30 protein-coding genes and 4 pseudogenes are annotated in these 22,516 nt (G+C 39.2%); 11 read left to right on the top strand and 23 right to left on the bottom strand.

All coding sequences use genetic code 11. The annotated features are described in order from the left end of the window. Nucleotides 1–12: 12 nt before the first annotated feature. The 6 genes and pseudogenes from ACWYN3_RS02555 to ACWYN3_RS02530 form a co-directional block, all read right to left on the bottom strand. A complete protein-coding gene (locus tag ACWYN3_RS02555) occupies nucleotides 13–1,587 on the bottom strand; it encodes a RagB/SusD family nutrient uptake outer membrane protein (protein ID WP_456219728.1) in 1,575 nt (524 codons plus the stop codon). Further along, nucleotides 1,584–1,916, bottom strand: a complete 333-nt coding sequence (locus tag ACWYN3_RS02550) for a hypothetical protein (protein ID WP_456219727.1) — start codon at nucleotides 1,914–1,916, stop codon at nucleotides 1,584–1,586. Before ACWYN3_RS02550 ends, ACWYN3_RS02555 begins: the two co-directional genes overlap by 4 nt. Before the next feature lie 4 nt (nucleotides 1,917–1,920). Next, nucleotides 1,921–3,015 (bottom strand): hypothetical protein, encoded by a 1,095-nt coding sequence (locus ACWYN3_RS02545; RefSeq protein WP_456219726.1) that lies wholly within the window; start codon nucleotides 3,013–3,015, stop codon nucleotides 1,921–1,923. Continuing rightward, nucleotides 3,012–4,466 (bottom strand): hypothetical protein, encoded by a 1,455-nt coding sequence (locus ACWYN3_RS02540; RefSeq protein ID WP_456222852.1) that lies wholly within the window; start codon nucleotides 4,464–4,466, stop codon nucleotides 3,012–3,014. Before ACWYN3_RS02540 ends, ACWYN3_RS02545 begins: the two co-directional genes overlap by 4 nt. 6 nt (nucleotides 4,467–4,472) lie before the next feature. Next, nucleotides 4,473–4,606: pseudogene (locus tag ACWYN3_RS02535) on the bottom strand (TonB-dependent receptor plug domain-containing protein); the annotation flags it as partial. Between the two features lie 41 nt (nucleotides 4,607–4,647). Further along, complete coding sequence (locus tag ACWYN3_RS02530; protein WP_456219725.1) at nucleotides 4,648–5,109, bottom strand: carboxypeptidase-like regulatory domain-containing protein; 462 nt, start codon at nucleotides 5,107–5,109, stop codon at nucleotides 4,648–4,650. Nucleotides 5,110–5,369: 260 nt separating this feature from the next. Here ACWYN3_RS02530 and ACWYN3_RS02525 point away from each other — a divergent pair, with 260 nt between their 5' ends. The 11 genes and pseudogenes from ACWYN3_RS02525 to ACWYN3_RS02475 all read left to right on the top strand — a co-directional run bounded on the left by ACWYN3_RS02525 (nucleotide 5,370) and on the right by ACWYN3_RS02475 (nucleotide 9,319). Then, on the top strand, nucleotides 5,370–5,720 hold the full coding sequence (locus ACWYN3_RS02525; protein WP_456219724.1) for a ligand-binding sensor domain-containing protein: 351 nt from the start codon (nucleotides 5,370–5,372) through the stop codon (nucleotides 5,718–5,720). Beyond that, nucleotides 5,701–6,189, top strand: coding sequence for a hypothetical protein (locus tag ACWYN3_RS02520; RefSeq protein WP_456219723.1), 489 nt, complete (start codon nucleotides 5,701–5,703; stop codon nucleotides 6,187–6,189). Before ACWYN3_RS02525 ends, ACWYN3_RS02520 begins: the two co-directional genes overlap by 20 nt. Then, the gene (locus ACWYN3_RS02515) at nucleotides 6,186–6,656 is read left to right on the top strand and encodes a ligand-binding sensor domain-containing protein (RefSeq protein ID WP_456219722.1); all 471 of its coding nucleotides are present in this window, start codon (nucleotides 6,186–6,188) and stop codon (nucleotides 6,654–6,656) included. The genes ACWYN3_RS02520 and ACWYN3_RS02515 overlap by 4 nt, the downstream gene beginning before the upstream one ends. Further along, nucleotides 6,641–6,958, top strand: a pseudogene (locus ACWYN3_RS02510) (two-component regulator propeller domain-containing protein); the annotation flags it as partial. The gene ACWYN3_RS02515 and the pseudogene ACWYN3_RS02510, both read left to right, overlap by 16 nt. Nucleotides 6,959–7,030: 72 nt before the next feature. Beyond that, nucleotides 7,031–7,237, top strand: coding sequence for a hypothetical protein (locus tag ACWYN3_RS02505; protein WP_456219721.1), 207 nt, complete (start codon nucleotides 7,031–7,033; stop codon nucleotides 7,235–7,237). Further along, a complete protein-coding gene (locus ACWYN3_RS02500) occupies nucleotides 7,219–7,668 on the top strand; it encodes a triple tyrosine motif-containing protein (RefSeq protein ID WP_456219720.1) in 450 nt (149 codons plus the stop codon). Before ACWYN3_RS02505 ends, ACWYN3_RS02500 begins: the two co-directional genes overlap by 19 nt. An 83-nt stretch (nucleotides 7,669–7,751) precedes the next feature. After that, nucleotides 7,752–7,907, top strand: a complete 156-nt coding sequence (locus ACWYN3_RS02495; protein ID WP_456219719.1) for a histidine kinase dimerization/phospho-acceptor domain-containing protein — start codon at nucleotides 7,752–7,754, stop codon at nucleotides 7,905–7,907. Nucleotides 7,908–7,923: 16 nt separating this feature from the next. Next, complete coding sequence (locus ACWYN3_RS02490; RefSeq protein ID WP_456219718.1) at nucleotides 7,924–8,508, top strand: sensor histidine kinase; 585 nt, start codon at nucleotides 7,924–7,926, stop codon at nucleotides 8,506–8,508. Continuing rightward, the gene (locus tag ACWYN3_RS02485) at nucleotides 8,493–8,663 is read left to right on the top strand and encodes a hypothetical protein (RefSeq protein ID WP_456219717.1); all 171 of its coding nucleotides are present in this window, start codon (nucleotides 8,493–8,495) and stop codon (nucleotides 8,661–8,663) included. Before ACWYN3_RS02490 ends, ACWYN3_RS02485 begins: the two co-directional genes overlap by 16 nt. Nucleotides 8,664–8,697: 34 nt before the next feature. Further along, on the top strand, nucleotides 8,698–8,910 hold the full coding sequence (locus ACWYN3_RS02480) for a response regulator (RefSeq protein WP_456222851.1): 213 nt from the start codon (nucleotides 8,698–8,700) through the stop codon (nucleotides 8,908–8,910). Next, nucleotides 8,834–9,319, top strand: a complete 486-nt coding sequence (locus ACWYN3_RS02475) for a helix-turn-helix domain-containing protein (RefSeq protein WP_456219716.1) — start codon at nucleotides 8,834–8,836, stop codon at nucleotides 9,317–9,319. Before ACWYN3_RS02480 ends, ACWYN3_RS02475 begins: the two co-directional genes overlap by 77 nt. 83 nt (nucleotides 9,320–9,402) lie before the next feature. Here ACWYN3_RS02475 and ACWYN3_RS02470 read toward each other — a convergent pair. The 17 genes and pseudogenes from ACWYN3_RS02470 to ACWYN3_RS02390 form a co-directional block, all read right to left on the bottom strand. Then, nucleotides 9,403–12,717 (bottom strand): annotated as a pseudogene (locus tag ACWYN3_RS02470) (AMP-binding protein); the annotation flags it as partial. A 33-nt stretch (nucleotides 12,718–12,750) separates the two neighbouring features. Beyond that, on the bottom strand, nucleotides 12,751–13,626 hold the full coding sequence (locus ACWYN3_RS02465) for a condensation domain-containing protein (protein WP_456219715.1): 876 nt from the start codon (nucleotides 13,624–13,626) through the stop codon (nucleotides 12,751–12,753). Next, on the bottom strand, nucleotides 13,611–14,195 hold the full coding sequence (locus ACWYN3_RS02460; RefSeq protein WP_456219714.1) for a hypothetical protein: 585 nt from the start codon (nucleotides 14,193–14,195) through the stop codon (nucleotides 13,611–13,613). Before ACWYN3_RS02460 ends, ACWYN3_RS02465 begins: the two co-directional genes overlap by 16 nt. Next, nucleotides 14,143–14,727, bottom strand: coding sequence for a beta-ketoacyl synthase N-terminal-like domain-containing protein (locus ACWYN3_RS02455; RefSeq protein ID WP_456219713.1), 585 nt, complete (start codon nucleotides 14,725–14,727; stop codon nucleotides 14,143–14,145). Before ACWYN3_RS02455 ends, ACWYN3_RS02460 begins: the two co-directional genes overlap by 53 nt. Continuing rightward, nucleotides 14,724–15,026, bottom strand: a complete 303-nt coding sequence (locus ACWYN3_RS02450; RefSeq protein WP_456219712.1) for a hypothetical protein — start codon at nucleotides 15,024–15,026, stop codon at nucleotides 14,724–14,726. The genes ACWYN3_RS02455 and ACWYN3_RS02450 overlap by 4 nt, the downstream gene beginning before the upstream one ends. A gap of 122 nt (nucleotides 15,027–15,148) precedes the next feature. Then, nucleotides 15,149–15,370, bottom strand: a complete 222-nt coding sequence (locus tag ACWYN3_RS02445) for a hypothetical protein (protein ID WP_456219711.1) — start codon at nucleotides 15,368–15,370, stop codon at nucleotides 15,149–15,151. A gap of 14 nt (nucleotides 15,371–15,384) precedes the next feature. Next, nucleotides 15,385–15,936: an FcoT family thioesterase gene (locus ACWYN3_RS02440; RefSeq protein WP_456219710.1), complete on the bottom strand. Its 552-nt coding sequence runs from the start codon at nucleotides 15,934–15,936 to the stop codon at nucleotides 15,385–15,387. Nucleotides 15,937–15,941: 5 nt separating this feature from the next. Beyond that, nucleotides 15,942–16,655: a TauD/TfdA dioxygenase family protein gene (locus tag ACWYN3_RS02435; RefSeq protein ID WP_456219709.1), complete on the bottom strand. Its 714-nt coding sequence runs from the start codon at nucleotides 16,653–16,655 to the stop codon at nucleotides 15,942–15,944. 35 nt (nucleotides 16,656–16,690) lie between these two features. Further along, the gene (locus ACWYN3_RS02430; protein WP_456219708.1) at nucleotides 16,691–16,846 is read right to left on the bottom strand and encodes a hypothetical protein; all 156 of its coding nucleotides are present in this window, start codon (nucleotides 16,844–16,846) and stop codon (nucleotides 16,691–16,693) included. 25 nt (nucleotides 16,847–16,871) lie between these two features. Further along, complete coding sequence (locus tag ACWYN3_RS02425) at nucleotides 16,872–17,708, bottom strand: AMP-binding protein (RefSeq protein ID WP_456219707.1); 837 nt, start codon at nucleotides 17,706–17,708, stop codon at nucleotides 16,872–16,874. After that, nucleotides 17,699–18,457, bottom strand: a complete 759-nt coding sequence (locus ACWYN3_RS02420) for an AMP-binding protein (protein WP_456219706.1) — start codon at nucleotides 18,455–18,457, stop codon at nucleotides 17,699–17,701. Before ACWYN3_RS02420 ends, ACWYN3_RS02425 begins: the two co-directional genes overlap by 10 nt. Nucleotides 18,458–18,466: 9 nt before the next feature. Next, entirely contained in the window at nucleotides 18,467–20,224 is a 1,758-nt protein-coding gene (locus ACWYN3_RS02415; RefSeq protein WP_456219705.1) for a TonB-dependent receptor, read from the bottom strand. After that, nucleotides 20,205–20,549: a TonB-dependent receptor plug domain-containing protein gene (locus ACWYN3_RS02410; RefSeq protein ID WP_456219704.1), complete on the bottom strand. Its 345-nt coding sequence runs from the start codon at nucleotides 20,547–20,549 to the stop codon at nucleotides 20,205–20,207. The genes ACWYN3_RS02415 and ACWYN3_RS02410 overlap by 20 nt, the downstream gene beginning before the upstream one ends. Before the next feature lie 3 nt (nucleotides 20,550–20,552). Continuing rightward, nucleotides 20,553–20,645 (bottom strand): annotated as a pseudogene (locus ACWYN3_RS02405) (hypothetical protein); the annotation flags it as partial. Between the two features lie 506 nt (nucleotides 20,646–21,151). Next, nucleotides 21,152–21,277, bottom strand: a complete 126-nt coding sequence (locus tag ACWYN3_RS02400; RefSeq protein WP_456219703.1) for a hypothetical protein — start codon at nucleotides 21,275–21,277, stop codon at nucleotides 21,152–21,154. A gap of 193 nt (nucleotides 21,278–21,470) precedes the next feature. Continuing rightward, nucleotides 21,471–22,151 carry a DJ-1/PfpI family protein gene (locus ACWYN3_RS02395; protein WP_456222850.1) on the bottom strand — a complete coding sequence of 227 codons (681 nt, stop codon included), beginning with the start codon at nucleotides 22,149–22,151 and terminating at the stop codon, nucleotides 21,471–21,473. A 20-nt stretch (nucleotides 22,152–22,171) separates the two neighbouring features. Next, nucleotides 22,172–22,435 carry a hypothetical protein gene (locus tag ACWYN3_RS02390; protein WP_456219702.1) on the bottom strand — a complete coding sequence of 88 codons (264 nt, stop codon included), beginning with the start codon at nucleotides 22,433–22,435 and terminating at the stop codon, nucleotides 22,172–22,174. Nucleotides 22,436–22,516 lie beyond the last annotated feature (81 nt).

Below are 22,516 nucleotides of genomic sequence, written 5' to 3'. Positions count from 1 at the left end.
TAAAAACCAGGGCTACTGGTTTGGTTGTTTAACAATTTTTGGATTTGCAGATAGAATATCATTACCAATATTCGAATAATAGTTCCCCATCTGGAACATGTTTGCTCCTGTAACTGCAGAAGGCAATACTTCTTTAAAGAGCCACTTGCCATGATTCGGATTCCCCGGATTGTAGTACTTATATGGCCAAAGTCCATAAGGTTGCGTGTTTTTCTTGGTAGATAGCCCGATATTACTCACTAACTGTGCTACCGTCATTTTACTTCCATCCCAAACGATATGTGCTAAACGCCATCTTTTCATATCAAATAAAGTATGTCCTTCAAAGACAAGTTCTACCCGGCGTTCATGAACGATCTGGTCAAAAGTAACCCCCTGTATAGGACTGGTTAAACCGGCTCTGGCACGAACCTGATTGATATATCCATCAGCAACGCCACTCATACCCAGCTCAAAAGCAGCTTCGGCCGCATTCAATAAAACCTCTGCATAACGATAACGGATAAAAGCTACATCACTCTGTCTGCCTCTTCTTCCGGAACCTACTTGCGGATCTAAATATTTCCGGACATAGAATCCTGTTTGCGACCTGAACTCCTGTCCATTAACCGGCCCGTCTTTCCCAACTACCTGAACCGCAACATCAGTTCCAGGCAGCTTAGCTAAATGACTCGCATCATCACTGCTTAAAATACTGCCGTCGGCCAGTTGGTAACCCGCCCAGATGTCAACATTCTTACCTTTAAACACCCCATTAGGCAGTAAAATGGTTCCCGCTAACCTGGCATCCCTCCCTGCAAAAGCATCCAGCTGGCTGGTGTAAAATACAGGATTGCCCTGCGCGTCCTTTGTAGCAATAGGCGCATAAGTGTTGTCTAGTTTTTCAAAGGCCTGTACCAGGTTTAAAGAAGGGTTAAGACGTCCGGCATCTAAACCTTCATCAGAAATAGAAAATGGCTGATTGTTAGTTGTAAAACCATGAACCTTAGCAGAGTTCACTTTAAAATCTTCAATAAAAATTGATTCCTGATTGACACTGCTTTTATCCAGAAACACTGCCGCAAAGTTCTCCGAAAGATCAGGTAATACTTTATATAACTGATAAGAACCAGCCTGCCCTTTAATGATTTCTTCCGCAGCTGCGAGTGCTTTTTGATAATAACCGCCAGCCATACCAGCAGGTATGCCCACCTCTGCACCGGGCAAAGTAACCTGTGGAGCCTTGAAACCATATTTGGCAATAGATCCAGCATACAAAGCTGCCCTCGCTTCCATTGCCAGTGCAGCTCCTTTAGATGCTCTGGATTTCTGGTTCACATCTTTAGGTAATATATTTTTTATCGCCTCAGCTTCGCTGATTACAAAATCATAGACTGCTGACTCTTTTGACCTGGCAACCTGTAAGTCAGTCACATTACCCGAGTAATCATACTGCATTGGCTCTGTAATTAATGGTACTCCCCCCATACGCTTCGCCATTTCAAAATAAAAATTAGCCCTCAGAAAACGTGCTTCTGCAATGAATCTCGCCTTATCTGCTTCAGTAAGCTTGGTGGCAATAGTTGCCCGCTTGATAAAAAGATTCATGTCGCGGATATACCCATAATCCCAATTACCCCATTCTCCATATCCCCAACCTGTCCCTGAACGATATTATAACTTCCGTTCTCAGAAGGAAAAGCTTCACTAAAATCAACGAAAGACCTCCAGCCATCACCATCCAGACTTGAAAAGTCTAGCTGCCGGTTATATAAATCTCCTAAAATAGAAAGAACCAAAGCCGGATCCGAGAATGCAATTTCTTCAGGAATAATCTGTTTAGGAGGTACATCTAAAAATGCACTGTCTTTTTTACAAGCTCCGGCATATAAAAGAACAGCAAATATGAGTACTGTATATATCTTCTTCTTCTTCATGTTGTTAAAAAGTTAAATTGAGACCTATGTTAACCACTTTATTTTGTGGAAATTGAAGACCATTGTCATCTGCAACTTCGGGGTCAACGTTATACTGTTTCATATTATCAATTGAGAACAGGTTGTATCCGTTTACATAGAACCTTGCCCGCTTAATCTTGACCCTGGCTAACATTGCAGCTGGTAAAGTGTAGCCAAACTCTATAGTTCTTGCCCGAATGTATCTCACACTATGCAGCCAGAAAGTTGAGTTATGATTGTAGTTGCTATGTCCGCCATCATTATACCGGTTTGCGGGATACTTACCCGGAATCCATGCACTGTTTAAATCAAATGGATCGGCGCGGTGCCATCTGTCTTCAAAAATAGTATTCAGGTTACCATTGTTCTGGAAGGCCCATCTTGTTTCATAATTCTGGAACCACGTATACCCCGCTCCTCCAGAAAAATCTGCGTGAAAATCAAAAGATTTATAACTTGCTCCAAAGCTTAAACCAAAATTAATATTGGGCTGTTTGCCATAACCGAAGCCTATTGGCCGCTCGTCATACTCATCAATTTTACCATCGCCATTCTGATCCTTATAGATCAGATCACCGGGTAAAAGGCTTCTGTTTCCTTTACCATCAATATTCACCTGATAATTGTTGATTTGTTCCTGAGAGGTAAACTGACCAATAGTCTCGTAACCCCAATCTATATTGGTATACCTGTTTTCGGAAGAGTTGTTGCGATATTTATCCCACGAATTAAAGAATAAAGGATTATAGGATTGCAGGTTTTCAGACCTCGTATAAGAGAAGTTACCCCCAATATTAAAATTGACTTGTCCAACCTGACTGCTATAATTTAAAGAGATCTCCTGACCATATTGTGCATCACTGTTCACATTTTCATCCGGTAATTTATAGCCCAGTTCAACGGGAACAATAATATCATTTCTGCCACCCAGCAGTCCAGTACGTTTTCTATAAAAATAATCTATGGTACCAGTCAGTTTATTGTTGAACATACTGAAATCTGCACCTGCATCAAACGTTCTGCTCTTCAGCCAGGATATTCTGTTTAGAGGAATTCCTTTATCTCTGGAAACAATCACAGGATTTCCATCCAGAATAACCGTTCCCTGGTTATAGTTATAGCCTGGAAGGTAGGCATATGGCGGTACAATAGGCTGGTTCGGATCATTTGGATTACGGTCGTCTCCAAGTATTCCGTAAGAAAACGGAAATTCAGATCACCCAGAATCTTTTTATCACCAAGCAACTTTTTCATGAACCCTTCCTCAGTAATTCTCCATCCTGCAGAAACACCCGGAAAATAACCGACCCGTTTATCAGGTGCAAATAAATAAGAGGCATCCCGTCTTGCAGAAGCTTCCACGTAATATTTATTACTGTAATTATAATTTAACCTGGCAATATAGCCGATACGTGCTTCGCCATCATCGACGTCATCGTACCTGTCGGCAGTTGGAAAATAAATTAAAGGCAGGTTATTGGAAATCGGCGAAGAGTGTATATAATTCCGCTGATGCTTCAAGTCTATCCTTTCAGCAACCAGTGTAGCACCCACAGTATGTTTACCAAAAATGTTATTATAATTTAGCTGGCTTTGCAGGGTGGTCGCAAACTCTTTCTTCTGCTCGCGTTCCCGGTATGGGTTATTACTACCGCCTGTAATGTCGTAGGCACCGGTAGCAGGCCTGTAAGTATAGGTATTATAAGTAGTATATTCATGATTGTTGAGTACATAATCAGCCAGATAATAAGAATATACTGCTTTAACCACCAACCCTTTCACACCCGGGATCTGATATTCTGCATTGAAATTGGTTTGTAAAACTCTCCAGTCGTTACGGTATATGCCAGAAAGCTTTTTATTTAAAAAGGCATAGTTGGTTTCCGTATGTCCGATATCATTCAGATAGTCTGGATTATCATTAGCATAGGGACGTTCCAGAGGATTGTTCCGCAATACCGCAAGACGAGCCAGCAGGTAATCATCCGTGCCAGGAACTCCAGGATTCTCCCGGCTTTCAATTCTTCCGTTAATGTTTACCCCAACTTTAAGCCCGTTGGCTACAGTAGCGGTAATATTAGACTGAATATTGGTTCGTTTAAATTCGTATTCTTTTCCCAATACAGAATTCTGATACAGATTCGTAGCAGAAACATAATAACTCATTTTATCCGTTCCTCCGGTAAAGTTTACGTTGACTGAATTCTGAGGTGCATTATTATTGCTTTTCAGGATATAATTCCGCCAGTCAAAACTCCTGTAGGCAGGATCGGTTCCGAGTTTGTATTTTTCCAATTCTCCTGGCGTGATACTGGTACTTCCGTTAGAATTCATCTCTGCCTCTGCTTTATAACGCATGTAATCATAAGACGTACGCACTACATCAGGGAACCTTGACCAGTTCTGGAAACCCAGGTAAGCATCTACGTTGATCCGGCTTTCACCGGTTGTTCCTTTTTTAGTCGTAACTACCACTACCCCATTGGCTGCACGTACTCCGTAAATAGCAGCAGAAGCATCTTTTAGCACTGAAATACTTTCAATATCATTTGGCGCAATGTTATTAAAAACTGCTGCTCCTCCTGCTGAATCCCGTCAATAACATATAGTGGACGGCCCATATTACGGATTTGAATACTGGCGCTTGCTCCCGGCCGGCCATCTGTCATCCGGAAGGTAACTCCCGGAATCTTTCCTGCCAGCGCCGTACTTACGTAGATCCACCATGTACCCGCTCTATATCTTTACTGGTTACAGATGAAATCGCCCCGGTAATGGATTCTCTTTTCTGTGAACCATATCCTGTGACCACGATCTCCTGAAGAGCATTGTTGTGATCTTTCAATTTAACGTTCAGCTCAGTTTGTCCATTTAAAGGAATTTCTGTGGTGTTGTATCCGATGTAAGCAAATACTAAAACTGCATTTTTATCCGGAACGGCAATTTTAAATTCACCTTTCACATCAGACATTACGCCAATTTTTGTATCCTTAACTTTTACGGTAACACCAATTAGTGTTTGTCCTTGCTCATCCGTCACCGTTCCGCTTACATTGCTCGTTTGTGCGGTACTGGTCAGGTAGAAAAGAAGGGAAATACAGAAGATAAAAGCTTTAAGCTGATACTGCTTTAAGCACACCCTTCTGCAATAAGCATGTAGACTTTTTTCCATAAAGATTTTATATTTGGTTAGGTGTACCCGGATAATCAGCTCGTTCTACCCAGGTTCAATCAAATATTAGGTTTTTAGCTTTTGGTTGTTTCACGCGTTTGTATCAATAATTCTTCAATTTGTCTCTATTTTTTGTTACGTGCAACTCTAAAAGGTTTAGATATAAAATCGATTCAGCTTTATAATTAATGATATATTTGAGATAACGATAAATCAAATTGAGAATTCTAACCTTATTCTTCTTATTACTGTCTGCCAAGATGTTACAGGCACAGCCTTATTACTTTAAACATTACCAGGTAGAGAATGCCCTCTCCAACAATAGTGTGTTTTGCAGTACTCAGGATCATAGTGGTTTGATGTGGATGGGGACAAAAGACGGACTCAACAGGTTTGATGGTTATTCTTTCAAAACTTATCGTCATGACCCTTCAAATCCGAGAAGTTTGGGCAATGATAAGGTTCATTCATTACTCAGTGACAAACCAGCCAGCTTATGGGTAGGTACAGATCAGGGGTTATATCATTACAATGCTGTCTGTCAACGAATCTTTCACACTGATCAAAGAGACAAAAAAACTGGGCATAGCAGTGCTCACGCTCGATCATGAAGGTAATTTATGGGTGCTCTCCTCAGGGAAGGTATATACTTATAGCCTGGTCCAAAAAAGGTTTTCTTTGGTTTTGCTCAACAAGTCATTCGTACCGACTTATATCTATTGCCGTGCAAATGGCGAAATTCTGGTGAGCAGCCCGGATGGTTATATCGGTAAATACAACAAGACCTCCCGAACTTTTGAAATTCTGAACCTAACCGCTCCAAAGAAAACTATAGCAATGGGCTGGATCTCTGCAATCGAAGAAACAAATGATCAGCAGCTCATTATTGGTACTGTAAACCAGGGGATCAAATTATTCGATCTTAAAACAAATGTGCTAAAAGACCTGATTGTCATGAATAAGGACAAAACTCACATTTTTGTCCGGGCAATAAAAAAGTTGAATGACCAGGAGTATTGGATTGGCACAGAATCCGGTCTTTATATTATAACCATCAAAGCCAGAAACTGGTTCATTTGAAAAAACAGAACAGCAACCCCTATTCCTTATCCGACAACGCAATTTATTCCCTTTGCAGAGATACGGATGGCGGAATGTGGGCCGGAACTTATTTTGGCGGAATGAACTATTATGCTGCCCAATCTTCCATTTTCACCAAATATTTTCCTACACTGCAGGAAAACTCCATTAGTGGAAATGACGTCAGGGAAATCTGTAAAGACCAGAACGGCAATTTATGGATTGGGACTGAAGATGCCGGACTCAACAAATTAGTCCCCGAAAGCGGTAAATTTGTATCCTATTTCCCTGATGGCAGTAAGAAGACCATTGCGCATTATAATATTCATGGCCTTCTTACTGATGGTGATCACCTTTGGATAGGTACTTTTGAACATGGTCTCGATGTGATGAACATCAACACTGGTTTGATTATCAAACACTACCACATGCGTAAGGGAAGTTTGCTCCAATCAGATTTCATCTAAGTTTATATAAAACCAGGGCTGGCGAAATTATTATTGCGACCACGAAAGGAATTTATACTTACAACCGCCAAAAGGATGACTTTGATCCTGTACCGGGCTTACCTTTCCTCTTCTTTAACAATCTCAAAGAAGATGCAGAAGGAACGATCTGGGTCGGAAGTTTTAATGACGGACTTTTCAGCTTCAGGCTTGGTAACAGTAGTTATAAAAATTACAGGAATGATAGTAAACAAGGTAATAGTCTGCCCAATAATACCATAAACTGCATTTTTCAGGATAGTAAAAAGAATCTCTGGATTACTACAGATGGTGGTGGTTTATCGCTATTTAACAAAAGAACAGGTGGTTTTGAATCCTATACTGTGAAAAATGGGATGCCAGGTAATTTTCTTTTTAATATTCTGGAAGATGATCAATATAAATTATGGATCAGCAGTACCCGCGGGCTTGTCTGTTTTGACCCACTTAAAAAGAATTTCAAAGTTTATACAAAAAAAAAACAGACGGCTTACTCACTGATCAGTTTAACTATAGCTCATCTTTTAAAGATACGGATGGCAGAATGTATTTTGGAAGTGTAAAAGGCTTAATCAGTTTTCTTCCAAACCAACTGAGTACCACTTCTAAAACTGCCCCTTTATTCTTAACAGGCTTTAAGGTTGACAATACAGAACAGCAGTCAAAAAAAGAAGATTCTGTCTTGCAGAAATCCATCTTATATACCAATAAGATTATTCTAAAAAACAGTCAGTCTTCTTTTAACATAGATTTTGCTGCATTAAGCTATTTCTCTCCTGAAAAAACTGAATATGCTTATAAAATAAGCGGACTGTTTAACGATTGGCAATATCTAAAAACAAACAGAAAAATATACTTCACAAAACTCGCACCGGGAGAATATGTCTTTGAAGCAAAAGCAATGATCCAGGGCAGTAGAGAATGGAGTAAAAACAATATTAAACTGTTAATTATAGTACTTCCACCTTTTTGGAAAAGCCCGGCGCCTGGTTAATATACGCGCTGCTCTTTATTGGTTTAATTGTCCTTGTAATCAGACAATACCACAAAAGAATTCAGCATAAAAACAACAGGCGGATGGAAATCTTTGAACATGAAAAAGAAAAGGAGATCTACCAGGCAAAAATCGAATTCTTCACCAATGTAGCACACGAAATACGGACGCCGCTTACGCTGATTAAAGGACCAATGGAGAAAATGATCAAAATCTGCTGGAGAAGTCCCTGCGTTTGAAAAGAATCTGAAGATTATGGACCGTAATACTGACCGTTTACTGAACCTGACTAATCAGCTTCTGGATTTCAGGAAAACTGAGATTCATGGATTCTCTTTAAATTTCGTTAAAGCGAATATCTCTGAGATCCTTTACGACGTAAATTTGCAGTTTTTGCTTGCTGCCGAGCAGAAAGAGATTGGTTACGAGACTATTTTACCAGAAGAAGCTCTCTATGCTTACATCGACCTGGAAGCCTTTTATAAAATAATTAGTAGTAATTTGGTGGATAACGCGATCAAGTATGGTAAACAAACTGTAAAAGTAACGCTTACGGTAAATGAACAGCAGGATCAGTTCACAGTCCGTATTCAGAATGATGGAAATAAGATCGCCCCGGAACTGAAACATAAGGTTTTCGAGCCATTTTTCAGGACAAAGGAAGCCGAAATAAAACAAGGAACAGGCATCGGTTTGTCCATTGCAAAATCACTTACAGAACTACACAAAGGCTCTCTTAAACTGGAAGATAATAATATTGATGGTAATATATTGGTAGCTGTGTTCCCCATTCATCAAATGATTGAGTTCAACTTAAAAGGAAAATGGAAAAAGATTTAAACTCCGCACTAAATAAATCAGGTAATATCCTGGAAAAACCGGTTATTCTTCTTGTTGATGATCACGAAGAAATCCTTGATTTTATATCGGATGACCTGAGCGAAAAGTTCAAAATTCTTATTGCCTCAAACGGTCTTGAAGGTCTTGATATCTGAAAAAGAAATTGTTCATCTGGTAATCAGTGATGTAATGATGCCTAAAATGGATGGTTTCGAATTCTGCAGAAGAATAAAATCAGGGATAGAATTCAGTCATATTCCTGTTATCCTGCTGACAGCCAAAAATAGCTTACAATCTAAGATCGAAGGATTGGAACTCGGTGCAGATGTTTATATTGAAAAAAAACCCATCTCCGGAATTCTTACAGGTACAGGCTTCAAGCTTAATTGCCAACCGGAATAAAATTAAAGCCTATTTTTCAAGCTCTCCTCTGCTCCACATCAAGAGCCTCGCCTACTCCAAAGCAGATGAGTTATTCTTAAAAAAAATACAGACAATTATAGATCAAGGTATTAGCAACCCAAAATTAGATGTAGACCTTTTGACTGATCACATGAATATGAGCAGGCCAACGCTGTACCGGAAAATAAAATCTATTTCCAACCTTTCCCCAAATGAACTTATCAACCTGGCCAGGTTAAAAAAAGCAGCAGAATTACTCAATGAGGGCGTCTTTAAAATTTACGAGATTTCAGAAATGGTTGGCTATAGTTCTCAGACTCATTTTGGACGCATTTTCGCCAAACAGTTTGGAATGTCCCCAACTGATTATGCGACCAGTATGCACGCCAATCAGAAAAAGGTTTTATAAAAAAAACCACCAAAAACAGCCAGCAAATCAAATATTTTCTGGCCGTTTTTGATGAGTGGAAATATTGAAGTAGATACTAACTACAGATCCTTTAACCAAAGATTACAAAAAGGTGGTCTGATTATAGATAGATGATCTCCTTTGGCATGGTAAACATCTATTTTATTAAAATAAGGATTCCATGAATCAGCCTTTAACCAGTCTTTACTCTCCTCAGCAATTATCAATTTTAAAGCATAAGGCAATCTACCATATGGATAAGCGTATTGTACAGATAAAGAAGCTTCCACTACTTTCCAGCATTGAGCAAAAATAAGAGCTTCTTTATGGAGTTCTTTTTCGACAATTAACTTTTCGATGTGGTTCTCCCATGTGGATTCTGGCTCAGCTCTCAAAATATCCTGAATCTTTTGAAGAATTTTATTTCGTTCTTTTAAATGAATTTCCTGAAACAGAACAGTACAAAAAAGCATGATATCATCTATATTTTTTCCATTAATATCAGCAGATAAACTACAATCTATCATGACGATTTCGACGACAGAAATATCACTTAATTCGAGTTTTTTGAGCATCTCATATAGAATTGTTCCTCCGTAGCTATGAGCGAAAAATTTTACAGCCCCGGCTTTAACAACTTGCTTAACCAGTTCAATATTATGTGCTGCCATTTCCCCGATGCCACCACTCGGCATATCACGATGATGTCCTTTCATTTGAAGACCATATACCCGCCCGGTTCCATATATATTTTTTGCCAGTCCATAATACCCATCACAAAGTCCTGGTAAACCAGGAATAACAAAAACAGGGACGTTATCCGAATCTTTGTCCGGTGTCCGCAGCGTAATCAGACATTCAGAAAGTATTTCGTTCGGCTCACCACGAGCTACATCTTTATAAGAACTATGCAAAATATCATCATCGTTTCCATTACCCGCTCTTTCTACCAGGTCGGCTAATTCCTGAATGTTCAGCGCCTTTAAAAAAGCCCCTATTGGCAGATTTACTTTCCAGGTCTTGTTGATCCGCAGCACAATTCTGATTGCCACCAGAGAATGTCCTCCCAAGTCGAAAAAATTATCCATTATACCTACCTTTTCTATAGCCAGTTCATCCTCCCATATTTTTACTATAGATTCTTCAATGGCTGTCCCGGGAGGAACATAACTCTTTTGGAGAATATGACTTACGGATAGGCTAGCAAGGACTTTGCGATCTGCTTTGCCATTGCGTGTAAGCGGTATATCGTCCAGTTTGATGAAATTTACTGGAACCATATATTCTGGTACTTTTTTTAATAGGTAAATACGAAGCATAACCGGATCATATTCTATTTCAGAAAGATAAAAAGCCATCAATATATTTCCCTCGGATTGGTTTTTCGCAATTACTACAACTTTCTTTATCCCCTCATACTCAGCCAATACATTCTCTATTTCACCTAATTCCACCCTATATCCCCGAATTTTAACCTGGTCATCCAGACGATTTAAGAACTGTAAATTTCCATTATCAAGCCAGCGTACCCGATCACCAGTACGATAAATCTTACCCCTGCCGAAAGGATTAATAAAGAATTTTTCAGCGCTAAGTTCATCTCTGTTGAGATATCCTCTGGTAAGACCCGCTCCAGCTATATAGAGTTCGCCTTTTACGCCAACAGGTAAGAGTTCCATATTTTTACCAAGCACATAGACTTTTGTATTTGCTATAGGTTTACCGACCGTGAGTTGCCCGCAATCCCCGACTTCGGCTATGGCTGTATTTACGGTGTATTCGGTGGGGCCATAGGCATTAAATGATTGTACATTTTTTAAGGCCCGCAACTTACTCCATATTTTTCTGACATCGTCTCACCTCCTACTGAAATTAGCCTGATTTGGGCAAACAGATCCTCTTGCTTGTCATCATCCAATGTTTCAATAACATTAAAAAATAAAGGAGGGATATTGAGTATAGTTACACCTTTGCTGATGATTACCCGGTGAAAATCAGGTGGATTTATGTCCTGTTCAGATCTGATTACAATACCAGCCCCAGTAATCAAACAGGGAAAAATCTCTTCAACCGACATATCAAAAGCCAAAGAAGCAAATTGAAGAATTCTATCAGAAGGAACAATCTTATACTGCCGCACCAGGTGTAAAGAAAGGTTGACTAGTGAAAGATGTTCAATCATCACACCTTTGGGTCTGCCAGTACTTCCCGAAGTATAAATCACATAGGCAAGATGAGCTGGAAGTACTGCTTTTTCCAGAACCGGAACCGATATAAGAGGAGTTTTCAGTATCTGATCTACAGACCATAACAAACATGTTTTGTTAACTGCAATGGCTAATCTGTCCATAAGCCGTTCCTGTGTAAGGAGCATTTTTACCTTAGCATCCTTCAGCATAAATTGTACTCTCTCTTCTTCATGGAGCGGGTCTATAAAAAGATAGGCCCCGCCAGCCTTTAATATTCCTAATAGCGTTATGATTGCATCAGTAGAACGCTCCATAGACAATGCAATTAAGGCATCTGGTTTAACACCCTGGCTTTGCAAAAAACGGGCAATATGTGTACTCTGCTCTGCTAACGATCGGTATGTTATGACTTTTCCAGATTCACTATCAATCAAGGCAACGTTATCAGGAAAATGACGTGCCTGCTCTTCAATCATTTCATGAATACAGAGATCAGGTATATCTATGTCCGTATAATTAAACTCCTGAGTCAGTTGTTTCTTTTCCTGATATTCCAGTATATCATAATCTTTAATCTTAGCCTGAGGGTTTTCTATAACATCTTGTATTAACTTCTCAAGATAGCGCAAATGCCGGCATATAGTTTTTTTTTTTTCCTGAAACAGACTCCGCTGATATTTGATTTGTATTTCAAGTGAATCCCTAAAATCATAAACTTCCAGTGTATAGTGATCTTCAGTCTCCTGATAAACATCAAAAAAAGGTTGAATAGCCCCTTTAAACTCTTCGTTCTCCAGGATTTCATCAAATATATTCTGGTAAGTATAGGAGATTGGTAAAGGAGATTCTATACCGCTATTTATTTTTATACCCAAACTCGAAGTGAGCCTGGTAAAAGGATAAAATGCATGATTAAGCCCCTGGTTAAAGTTATCACGCACTTCCTTCAGCAAAGAATCAAAACTTTTTTCTTCAGAAACCTGATTACGGCTAATCATGAGATTAATATAACACCCTACACTTTGCTCATGAGCATGCTCAGGCCTACCGCCGACAGGAGTGCTAACCACGATATCTTCTTCCCCGGTAATTTTATATAGCAGTATGTTATATATAGTCAGTATAAGCGTCGAAATGTTTACCTGTAGTTCTCTCGCCGTATTTTTCAACTTTACCAGCCGATCCCCCGTTAGTATAGTTTTTTCGCATCCCACACCAATCATTTCAAAACCATCTCTGTAGTCATAAGGCAGAGCAGAAGGCTGACCTATCCCAGCTAGTTTTTTCCTTCCACCACACCAAATCATCTATTGCCTGATTACTATTCAAATAGGTTTGTTCCCATCTTACATAATCAAAAAAGGCAAGGTCTGGCTCTCCGGATACTGGATAAGGATTACCTTTAGAAAGTAGGTGATAATTCTCCCAGAACACCTGCATAAACCTGATCCCTGAGAATCCATCAATGATGATATGATGAATAATAAAGTAAAGATATGAAATACCAGAATCCTCCTCTGAAAGCCAATACCATTTGATCAATGGTTCAGATTTCAGATCAAATGGCTCTCTAAGCAAGGAGAACATAGCATCTGTTATTGATTGTCCTGGTTTTAAAATTATTTCAACAGGGGCCGCAGCAATCTGTTCTAAGGGTAAAAACTGATGCGTCAGTTCATCAGTATCATGATATTGAACAAGATTAGCCGTTAAAATGGGGTACTTTTGTAATACTGATTTAAAAGCCTGGTAAAGTAAGTCTCTATTTAAAAATTCTTTAATCTTAAATGCTATCGGAACATTAAACCCACTCGAAGCAGGGTTACTTTCCTGTATATACCATAAGCCTTTCTGAACTTGTGAAATGGGATAGCCCCGCAATGTTTCATCAAAGGAGCTATTTCCTATCAGAAAAGTTTCTTTGCTACTATCTCTCAGTTTATAGGTCTTTTCTACCAGCTCAAAAAAATCCTGAAAACTATCCAGTGATAGTGCTTGCCCCAATTTAATAGTTATACCAAGACTTTGATTGATCCTGCGGATTAACTGTACCGTTTTGATTGAGTCGAAACCATAATAAACAGGAGACCGGGACCAATCAATTACCTCAAGGTCCAAATTGAAAATTGCCTGAATATGCCGGTGTAATATAACTTCAAAACCAAAGGATCAAGAGGCTGACTATACTCACTTAGCTTTTGCAGCGCATCATCTTGTTCATCATCCGGCAGTTTTTCCTGCTCTATAAAATTATTGCGGGTATATTGTTCCAGGATAACGTGCGAATTGACCCCACCTATAGCAAAGCTATTCAAGGCAGCTCTTCGCGGAAACTGCGCTACCTTCCACTCTGTCGCATACTGTTCAATAATTAGCGAATGAGAATCTGGCAGCTCCTGATTCAAGGTTGTTATGCCAGGATTACCAGGAATTACGCCATGCTGCATTGCTTGAATAACCTTTAGCATCGAGCCTGCACCTGCTGCAATTTCCGGATGACCTATACTAGGCTTTACACTGCTAACTCTCCATTTTTTATCTTTCTGATTAGAAAAGGAACGGTATACATGATCAATTGCACCAAGTTCAAGTGCATCTGCCAATGGATTAGCAATACCATGGGCTTCTACATAATCAATAGTATCTACATTTATTCCGGAAGTCTTGTATACATCTTTCCATAACAAACTTCATCCCCTTCACATTAGGAGCTTCTATTGAAAAACCGCTCCCTCCATGATGAACAGCAGTACCTCTGACAAGCGCAAGTATCTTATTTCCGTCGCTCACGGCAAGTGGTAATGGCTTAAGGATGAATAAGCCGAGACCTTCTGTACGTACAAAACCATCAGCATGCTGACAAAAGCTTTTAGTGCTATTCCCAGGACTTAACAAATCATCGTATAATCCAGCCATGGCTGCTTTTTTAAAAACCCCGTCTTCAATAAGATTTATCCCTCCCACTATTGCATGGGTAATTTCTCCTGACCTGATACTCTGTACAGCCCTGTGCAATGCTACATATACACTGGTACAAAAGGTATTTACCTGTTCACTTGGCCCTTGCAGGTTCAAGCGAAAAGAAAGTGCATTGGACAGTGTTATCTGATAAGGCTTTACTGGAAAATCACCGTCAACGGGGTGGTCTGGTGAAGAAGCTATAAATACACCAGTAACCTGAGAAGACAATGCGCTCAGGCTTATAGCATGATCATTCATCGCCCCCTGGCCAAGACTTTATAAAATAATCTCAGCGGTCTTTCCATGCTATAATATTCCGCTGATGTTATATCCAAAAGATCCAGCAGGGTATCCCATTCAGGATCCCCCAACGCTCCGTAAGTCAATGTCATCTCTTTACCTTTAAGCGGAAACACTGCGTTTTCTCCAGAGTGTACCCGTTCCCATAATCCATCGCTATCCGCTATGCCAGGAAAAGCACCTTCCATTGCTACAATGGCAACAGCATGTACAGGTAACTTTTCTTTAGCAAAGACCTTAGTTTCGCAGGTTTTCAAAACATCTACCTCTATCTGATCTTTAATTTCAACTTCCTGCTGACCTATTTCAATTATCAGATAATCAACCAGTACATCCAGTGTGGGATAATCAAATAAAAGCGTGGTACGAAAAGAACAACTTAATAACTTTTTTCAGCTTTATTTATCTTAAAGGCAACGGCTTCTGTAGAGCTAGTACCAAGATCAATAAAATCCTGGTCTAAAGCGACATCTTCAATGGAATCCAATTCCAGAAACTCAACCAGCAAGTTTCGGATAAAATCCGTCAGCAGCTGTCGCTTTCTCTCCCCCGATTCCCCTTTGATCTGGTCTGTTATTATTTTTGAATTTTGAGATTTCATGGTATATTATTGGATTAGCTTTTTTCTTTTGCAGGTAATATTCCCAATACAACTTCTCCTTTTGAAGAGCCTCCATTTATATCTTGGAAATTGCAATAGGTATACAGAAATGTGCATTGCGTAGTTTTTTTAATAGCTGTAATGCCCCAGGTACCAGAAAATCCTTTTGCGTTTAATAGCTGACTGAAAGATGAATTTATCTTGACGATCAAGATATGAGTTAGCTGTTTATGGAAAAAAGTTTCTTCTGTATAATCTTTCAGCTCAGGTATCAATTGATTTTTAATACAATACCCCAGAAACACTAACCAACCAAGCTGGTTATAACAAATATTGTATTCTACTGCATTAAAATGGCCCGTATCATCAATATAACAGGATTGTGCTATAGCAAAATCTCCGGTTACCTTCAATCCCTGAATTGCCTTATCCGGTTCTGTATGAAAAACAGCCTGTTTAAGATAGGTCGTATGCTCCCTATATGGATTTAATACTCTTTTTATAAAATCCGGATCTATAGCTATAGATCCGGGATTTAAATTCAATGTGTGTCTTTCGATTTCCATAATCTTTAGTCTTCAAGTCCAGTATAAAATGGATATGCATCATAAATTCCAATACGGTAACTTTTGCTTTTTTCTCCAGGAGGTAGCTCAGAAGACTTGTGCAGTAAAAAAAAACGATTATCCCAGATGATGATATCCCCTTTATCCCATGAGTGTGTATGAACGTGTTCTTCCCTTTCGATAAAATCAAATAAAGCCCGCATGGCTTTTTGATTTTCCTCATAAGTCAGACCTTCAATTCCCCCCATGGTAAATCCACTACTCATATAAAGAGCTTTATCCCGGGTTACAGGATGTTCAATCACAGCAGGGTGTTTTACCGGCGGCACAATTTCATTCATATAATCAATCAGCTGCTGTAATGATTTATCAACGTCTGAAGGTTGAACTTTATAGCGATTATTCCCTCCATGGATCATAGTAGCTCCATCTACAAGTAACTTAAGCTCATCTGGTAGGGCACGGTATACCTTTGCCATATCAATATAATAAGTTGCTCTAATCGATTCAGGGATAATAATTGGAGATATCGAAGTCAGGGATAATGGCTGCTGTTGAAACTGGCAGTCAGTATGCCAGTAATGACCAGTACCAGCCACACCGACTTTTCCCCCATCCTCATTGATATTGGAGGAAACAAAAATCTCCGGAAAATCAGGATGATGATAATTATCCTGAAAATAAACCTGAGGAGTACCTAATTTCCGTGTGAATTCCACATATTCCGCTGGTGTGAGTTCCTGATTCCGGATAACTATGAGCTAACTATGAGCTTATTTCTATAAATAGCAGATCTGATTTCCACTAACTCCGGAGAGTCAGGAGTTAAATTCCGAAGATCAAGACCTAAGACCTCCCCCCCGATTTCATCATTTTTAGCATTTCTTATTTCAAATATTTCTGTTTTCATAATTATCTTTTTTTGATTATAAATATTAATTTACTGCGCGTTTTCTTCCTGTCCAGTAGGGTTCTCTAAGCACTCGTTTTAGAACTTTTCCGCTTGGATTTCTTGGCAGTTCTTCAATGAAGCTGACAGAGCTGGGGCCTTTAAAATTCGCCAATCTCGCTCTCACAAAAGAGATAAGTTCCCTGGATTTTAATGCTACAGCAGGTTTTAACACCACAAAAGCCTTAACCGACTCTCCAAGTAAATCGTCAGGGATTCCTATTACGGCAGCTTCGGCTACTCCTTCGTGTTCACATAAAATAGCTTCGATTTCTGCCGGGAATATATTCTCACCTGCACAGATGATCATATCCTTAATGCGATCACAGATATATAAGTAGCCGTCCTGATCCTGGTATCCACCATCGCCGGTTCTGACCCAGCCATCAACCAGAGTTCGCTCAGTTTCTTCTTTATTTTTCCAATAAGCCAGCATCACTGAAGGAGACTTGATATATATTTCTCCTATTTCTCCAGCTTTTAACTGCCGTCCCAGCGTATCTGCGACCTTAATTTCTACACCAGGCAAAGGTCTTCCCGCAGCATTTATCCGCTTCGCCCCATTTGAATCGTGGTCTTCCGGACGCAAACAAACTGCCATATTACCCGTTTCAGTCATCCCATAAATCTGGAAGAAATCACATTGAAACTTCCCGGCTGCTTTTCTCATCAGGACATCAGATATAGGTGATCCACCGTATAGAATCGCCTTAACAGAGGAAAAATCTGTTGCCTGACAAGCTGGTTCCGAAAGGCAAAACCCAAGCATGGCAGGGACAAGTTCAATCTTAGTGATCTTATGCTTTTTTTCAATTAGCTGCAAGACCTTTTCCAGGCAATAAAAACATCAATAAGAACATTTGTACTTCCCGAAATAAACCCCTGAATGGCCCACCACAAACCACCTATATGGAACATCGGAAGAGATACCAATAGAATATCCTGATCATTTAAATCCATCCACTCATCACCTGCACTATACATATTGTGCAAGAGCCTGAAAAATGTATAATGAGCCAACTGCACCCCTTTCGGTTTACCTGTAGTTCCGCTTGTGTAAAGCTGAAGAACAACATCTTCTTCCGTGGGTTTAAAAGACAGAGAATTAAGCGCAGGAAAAGCATCACGCCATGACTGGTAATCAGGGTATACTGATCCATCTCCATCTATCGTAATGATGTTTCTGATTGATGGTAATTCAGGAAGTATCTCTTGAACTAAACCAACAAATTCCTGTTGCACAAACAAAAGCTCAGCACCTCCATCATCCAGGATATATTTAATCTCACGGGCAGATAACCTCCAGTTCATGCTGATGAGTACTGATCCTGATTTTGCACAACCGAATAAGATTTCATAACCATAATCAATGTCTTTACTTAAAATGGCTACTCTGTTTCCAGGTTTTACATTTAAGAGATCCAGACCGCCAGCAACCTGGTTTGAATATTTTTCAAATTCACCAAATGTTGCCCTTCTATCCTCATAGATTAAAGCGGTTTGATTAGTTCTATTTGCGGCGTTCCATGTTGAAACTTCCGGAAGATTATTTAAGAATAAATTTCTCATCATTGATCCGTTTTAAAATTTCACGATTAAAGTTGTCCCGTAAGTTCTGGGGGTTCCCAAAATAAAAGTGCTGAAAGAGCCATAGGCTACATATCTTTTATCAGTAATGTTCCTTGCCCAGAAATTGAGTTCAAAATTCTTACCTGTTACGCCAGTTTTAGCATTAAATAAACTATAGCCCGGCTGATTCAGACCATTGACAAAATCAAAGTAATATTTATCCAGATAACGATACTCTCTCTCTCTCAGAAACGCCGTTAATTTTTGTTTACTATCGCCAAAATCGTAACTATACTGAGCGGCCAGCATAGAGCTGAATGGTGGATTATAAATTGGCTGATTCCCCTTATTATCCACAACAGCCTTCGCCTCTTTGTTATACAGTAGTAAGGAAGCATATCTGGCATGAGAATAACTAGCATTCAAATCAATTTGAAAACCTTTTAAGGGCAATGCCGATAATTCAAGCTCAATACCTTTATTGTGCATTTCTCCCACATTTAAAATAAGTTGGTTAACACCATCCTGAGAAGTTCCTACCTGCTGATTATGTTGTTCCAGATAGAAACCAGTAAGATTGAGTTTCAACTTATTATCCAGAAATGTGTTTTTCCATCCGATCTCATAATTATCTGAATGTTCAGGATCATACGGTACCTGATCTGGCGTTGGTGCTGTCGTGTTTAATCCACCAGCCCGAAAACCCCTTGCATAAGATGCATAAATCAGCATTTGATCTTTTGGTTTATAACTAACTGTCAGCTTTGGTGTTACTGCGTTGAAATTAGCCCGGTAATCCCTGTTCGGAGTTAGTAATACAGGTGGATTGGGATCTTTCTGATAATCAGTATACTTGCTTAACCTCCTGACTTCATGATCATAACGGATACCTGCTGTCACATCCCATTGACTTGCAATAGCATAAGTAGCTTGTCCAAAAAAAGCAAAGCCTTGATTTTTTGCAGAACTATAAGCAATAGTATTAAATGGTGCACCTGATTTAGGATCTAATAGTAAATAGTCGGGGCCATAACTGGATAATGAAGCGTTACTGTTATTTTGCAAGAATCCATATGCGCCTGCAACCCATTGCAGTTTACTGCTATTCGCGGTAGGAGAAGACAAACGAATCTCCTGTGTGTAAATATGTTGACGAATATCAGGGCTTCCTGTTAAAATATTTAAAGGACTAAAATCAAAATCATAGCCCCCAGGGTAATCCAGGTGGTAATTAATATAAGAAGAAACTGAAGTGAAATTGAAGTCTTTACCATAGTAATTTGCCTGTAAGGACGTATTAAAGTTATTTCTCCGCTCAATATTGGTATTATTTGAAGATACTTCATAAGGTTTTTCAAGGACCTGCGTATAGGATTTGACCCAGGGATAACTTCCTCTGTCATTATCATTTTCTATTTTCACATTTAAAGAAAGTGCCCAGCGTTCAGAAGGCAGATAGCGCAAATTGAAATTACCCGAGTAATCTTCCCGCCTGTCATAACCGCTTTTAGTGTAATTATTATAATAAATCGATCCTCTGTGGTTATAAGTAAAGGCTCCGCTGGCGAAAAGTTTATTTTTCACTACCGGTCCTGAAAGGCTAACCGTATAACGTTGTTGCCCGTAATTCCCTAAACTGATTTCAGCGTAACCAGAAGATGTATTACCGGGTTGTCTGGTGGTAATGTTGACTACACCACCAAATGCGTTGCGACCATAAAGTGTTCCCTGTGGTCCACGTAAAATCTCTCTACTTTGTATATATATCATTAAACAAAGGGGGTGCAGAGAAAAACTCGTATTGATATACACCATCAATATAAGTAGCTACTGCCTGCTCGTTCGTATAGCCTAATACGCCACGTATATTGAAGAAATTTGCCCCGGTACTATTACCATGTTCAACGGTAAACAAACTCGGAGCGATCGCTGTAAGATTTGTAATATCCCATAACCGATAATCCTTAATCTGCTTCGCATCTAAAGATGTAATTGCGGCCGGAATATTCTGAACACTTTCCTGTCGTTTTTCAGAAGACACCGTTACTTCATTCAATTGCTGATTACTTTCTGCCAGTTTAAAATCCGAGATCAATACCTCCCCTTTACCAAGGGTATTTTTTTTGAGTTTCGAAGCATAGCCAATGGCAGAAACACTGATGGTATAATTTCCGCTTGCTAAATTTTTGATGGTGTATTTCCCCTCTGCATCAGTCAGTACGCCATAATTTGTATTTAATAGCTTAACTGTTGTTTAAAGACAGCCTGTCCCCGGGATGCAGTAATTGTACCTTGTATAATGCCGGATTGTGCAAATACAGGAGTACAATAAAGTATAAATAATATAATTGTAAGTTTTAAAATTGCTTTCATGTTCATTTTGTAGTTATCTGGCCAAAGGCCAATCTTTTAATTTCAACAGGGTATCCTCCTGAAGCTTATAGCTCAGGAAATCAAATATTGATTTATACGTTTCACCAGCACGCTCAAATTGATTAAGCAGCATAAGGATTGAAATTTTCAATTGCATAGCCATAAACCCGCTACAAAAAAAAAAGCTTGAGGCACAATCAAAAAATGAGGTGATCAGGAAGATATTTGAAAATTAGGCAAATGGCCTGGGTGGCCTGAAAATGTTTCGGATGTAATGACTAGTATATAAATACGCGTAAGCAGGAAACGAATGATCCCCGATATTTAAAGTAAAGGGATCGTGAAAAGAAAAGCTAAAAAGCTCCTGGTAAAATGAGACTTCAACTGGCTTAGGTTATTCCTTGCAGCTTCTTTCTTTTCATTTTCTTCTGCCTGTTTGATTTTTTTCATCAGGTAGCACTTCCCATTACAGTGCATCTCAGGTCTGTTCCGGTTAATACAAAGATTACTGGCAATATATTCCTTATTGAATTCAAATCCGGCGAAAATAAAAAATCGCGAACAATTCGCCATCAGCGAGATCAATATATAAAGAAACAAAACTGCCTTACGAAACATCATAATGATAAATAATCAAATAGTATTATTTTTTCAAAGCATATACAGCTGCATTTTTCTCGAATAAATTTCTACAGGTGGCCGAACAAAAGTGATAGTCTTTACCATTGTAGTGAAGGTTATATTTCGAGCTCCCTTTGGGAATAGTCATCCCACAAACTACATCTTTCTCCTCCTTATTTATTGTCTTCGGTGTTAAGCTTTTCATTGCTCCTGCAGAACTTGCGGCATTCTCATGATGCATCATGCGCATATCCATTCCTTTATTATTTTCCATAGCACCGATAACTTTACCATCAGCCGGGTTCCATTTATCGTATTCTATAACAGCCGTCACAAACAGCGCCTCTTTCAGTCCTTTTAATTTCTCTATCACATGCAAAGCTCCGTCAATGCCTGCTGACACACCCGCTGTAGTCATAATCTTTCCATCTTCAACAAATCTCACGTTACCGATAAATTTTGCTTTAGGTGTCAGCTTTTGTAAGGTATCTATAGCGCCAAAATGAGTAGTTGCTGTTTTTCCATCCAATACTCCTGCTTTTGATAATAAACCTGCACCAGAACAAACTGACATAGTTAGCTTAGTCTTGTCACTGACCTTATTGATCCAGCTGATCACTTGATGATTTGAAGCGACGGCCCCGATGGTCTCCATCGTCGCACCTGGGATAACCAGTATATCGGGTTGAGGTGCATTGGAAATCGTAAAATCTGGATTTATACTTAGCGTGTTACTCTTAGTATTGATTTTGGCTGAACAGTAGAGACTGTATAGACCTGGAAATATTTACTATTGCTAAATACCTCTGAAGGTCCTGCGAAATCCAAAAGTTCTACACCTGGATAGATGAGTATAGCGACCTTGATCTTTCCATTTTGCATAACAGGTTTAGCAATCTGTTCTTTTACATTTTGCTTACAACCCACACAAAATGTAATCCCTAATAATAAAAGGATGCCGAAAGTCTTTATTTTTAAATTAATCATGTTTTTAATATTCTGATAAGAAGCCAATTCTATTGTTTCTTAGGATTTTACTATTTTCTTCTGTTGCACCTAAATTCCTTT

This window comes from Pedobacter sp. NJ-S-72, from assembly GCF_053890575.1.
The sequence above is the reverse complement of the archived record's forward strand: the minus strand, read 5'-3'. Positions and strand labels throughout refer to the sequence as shown.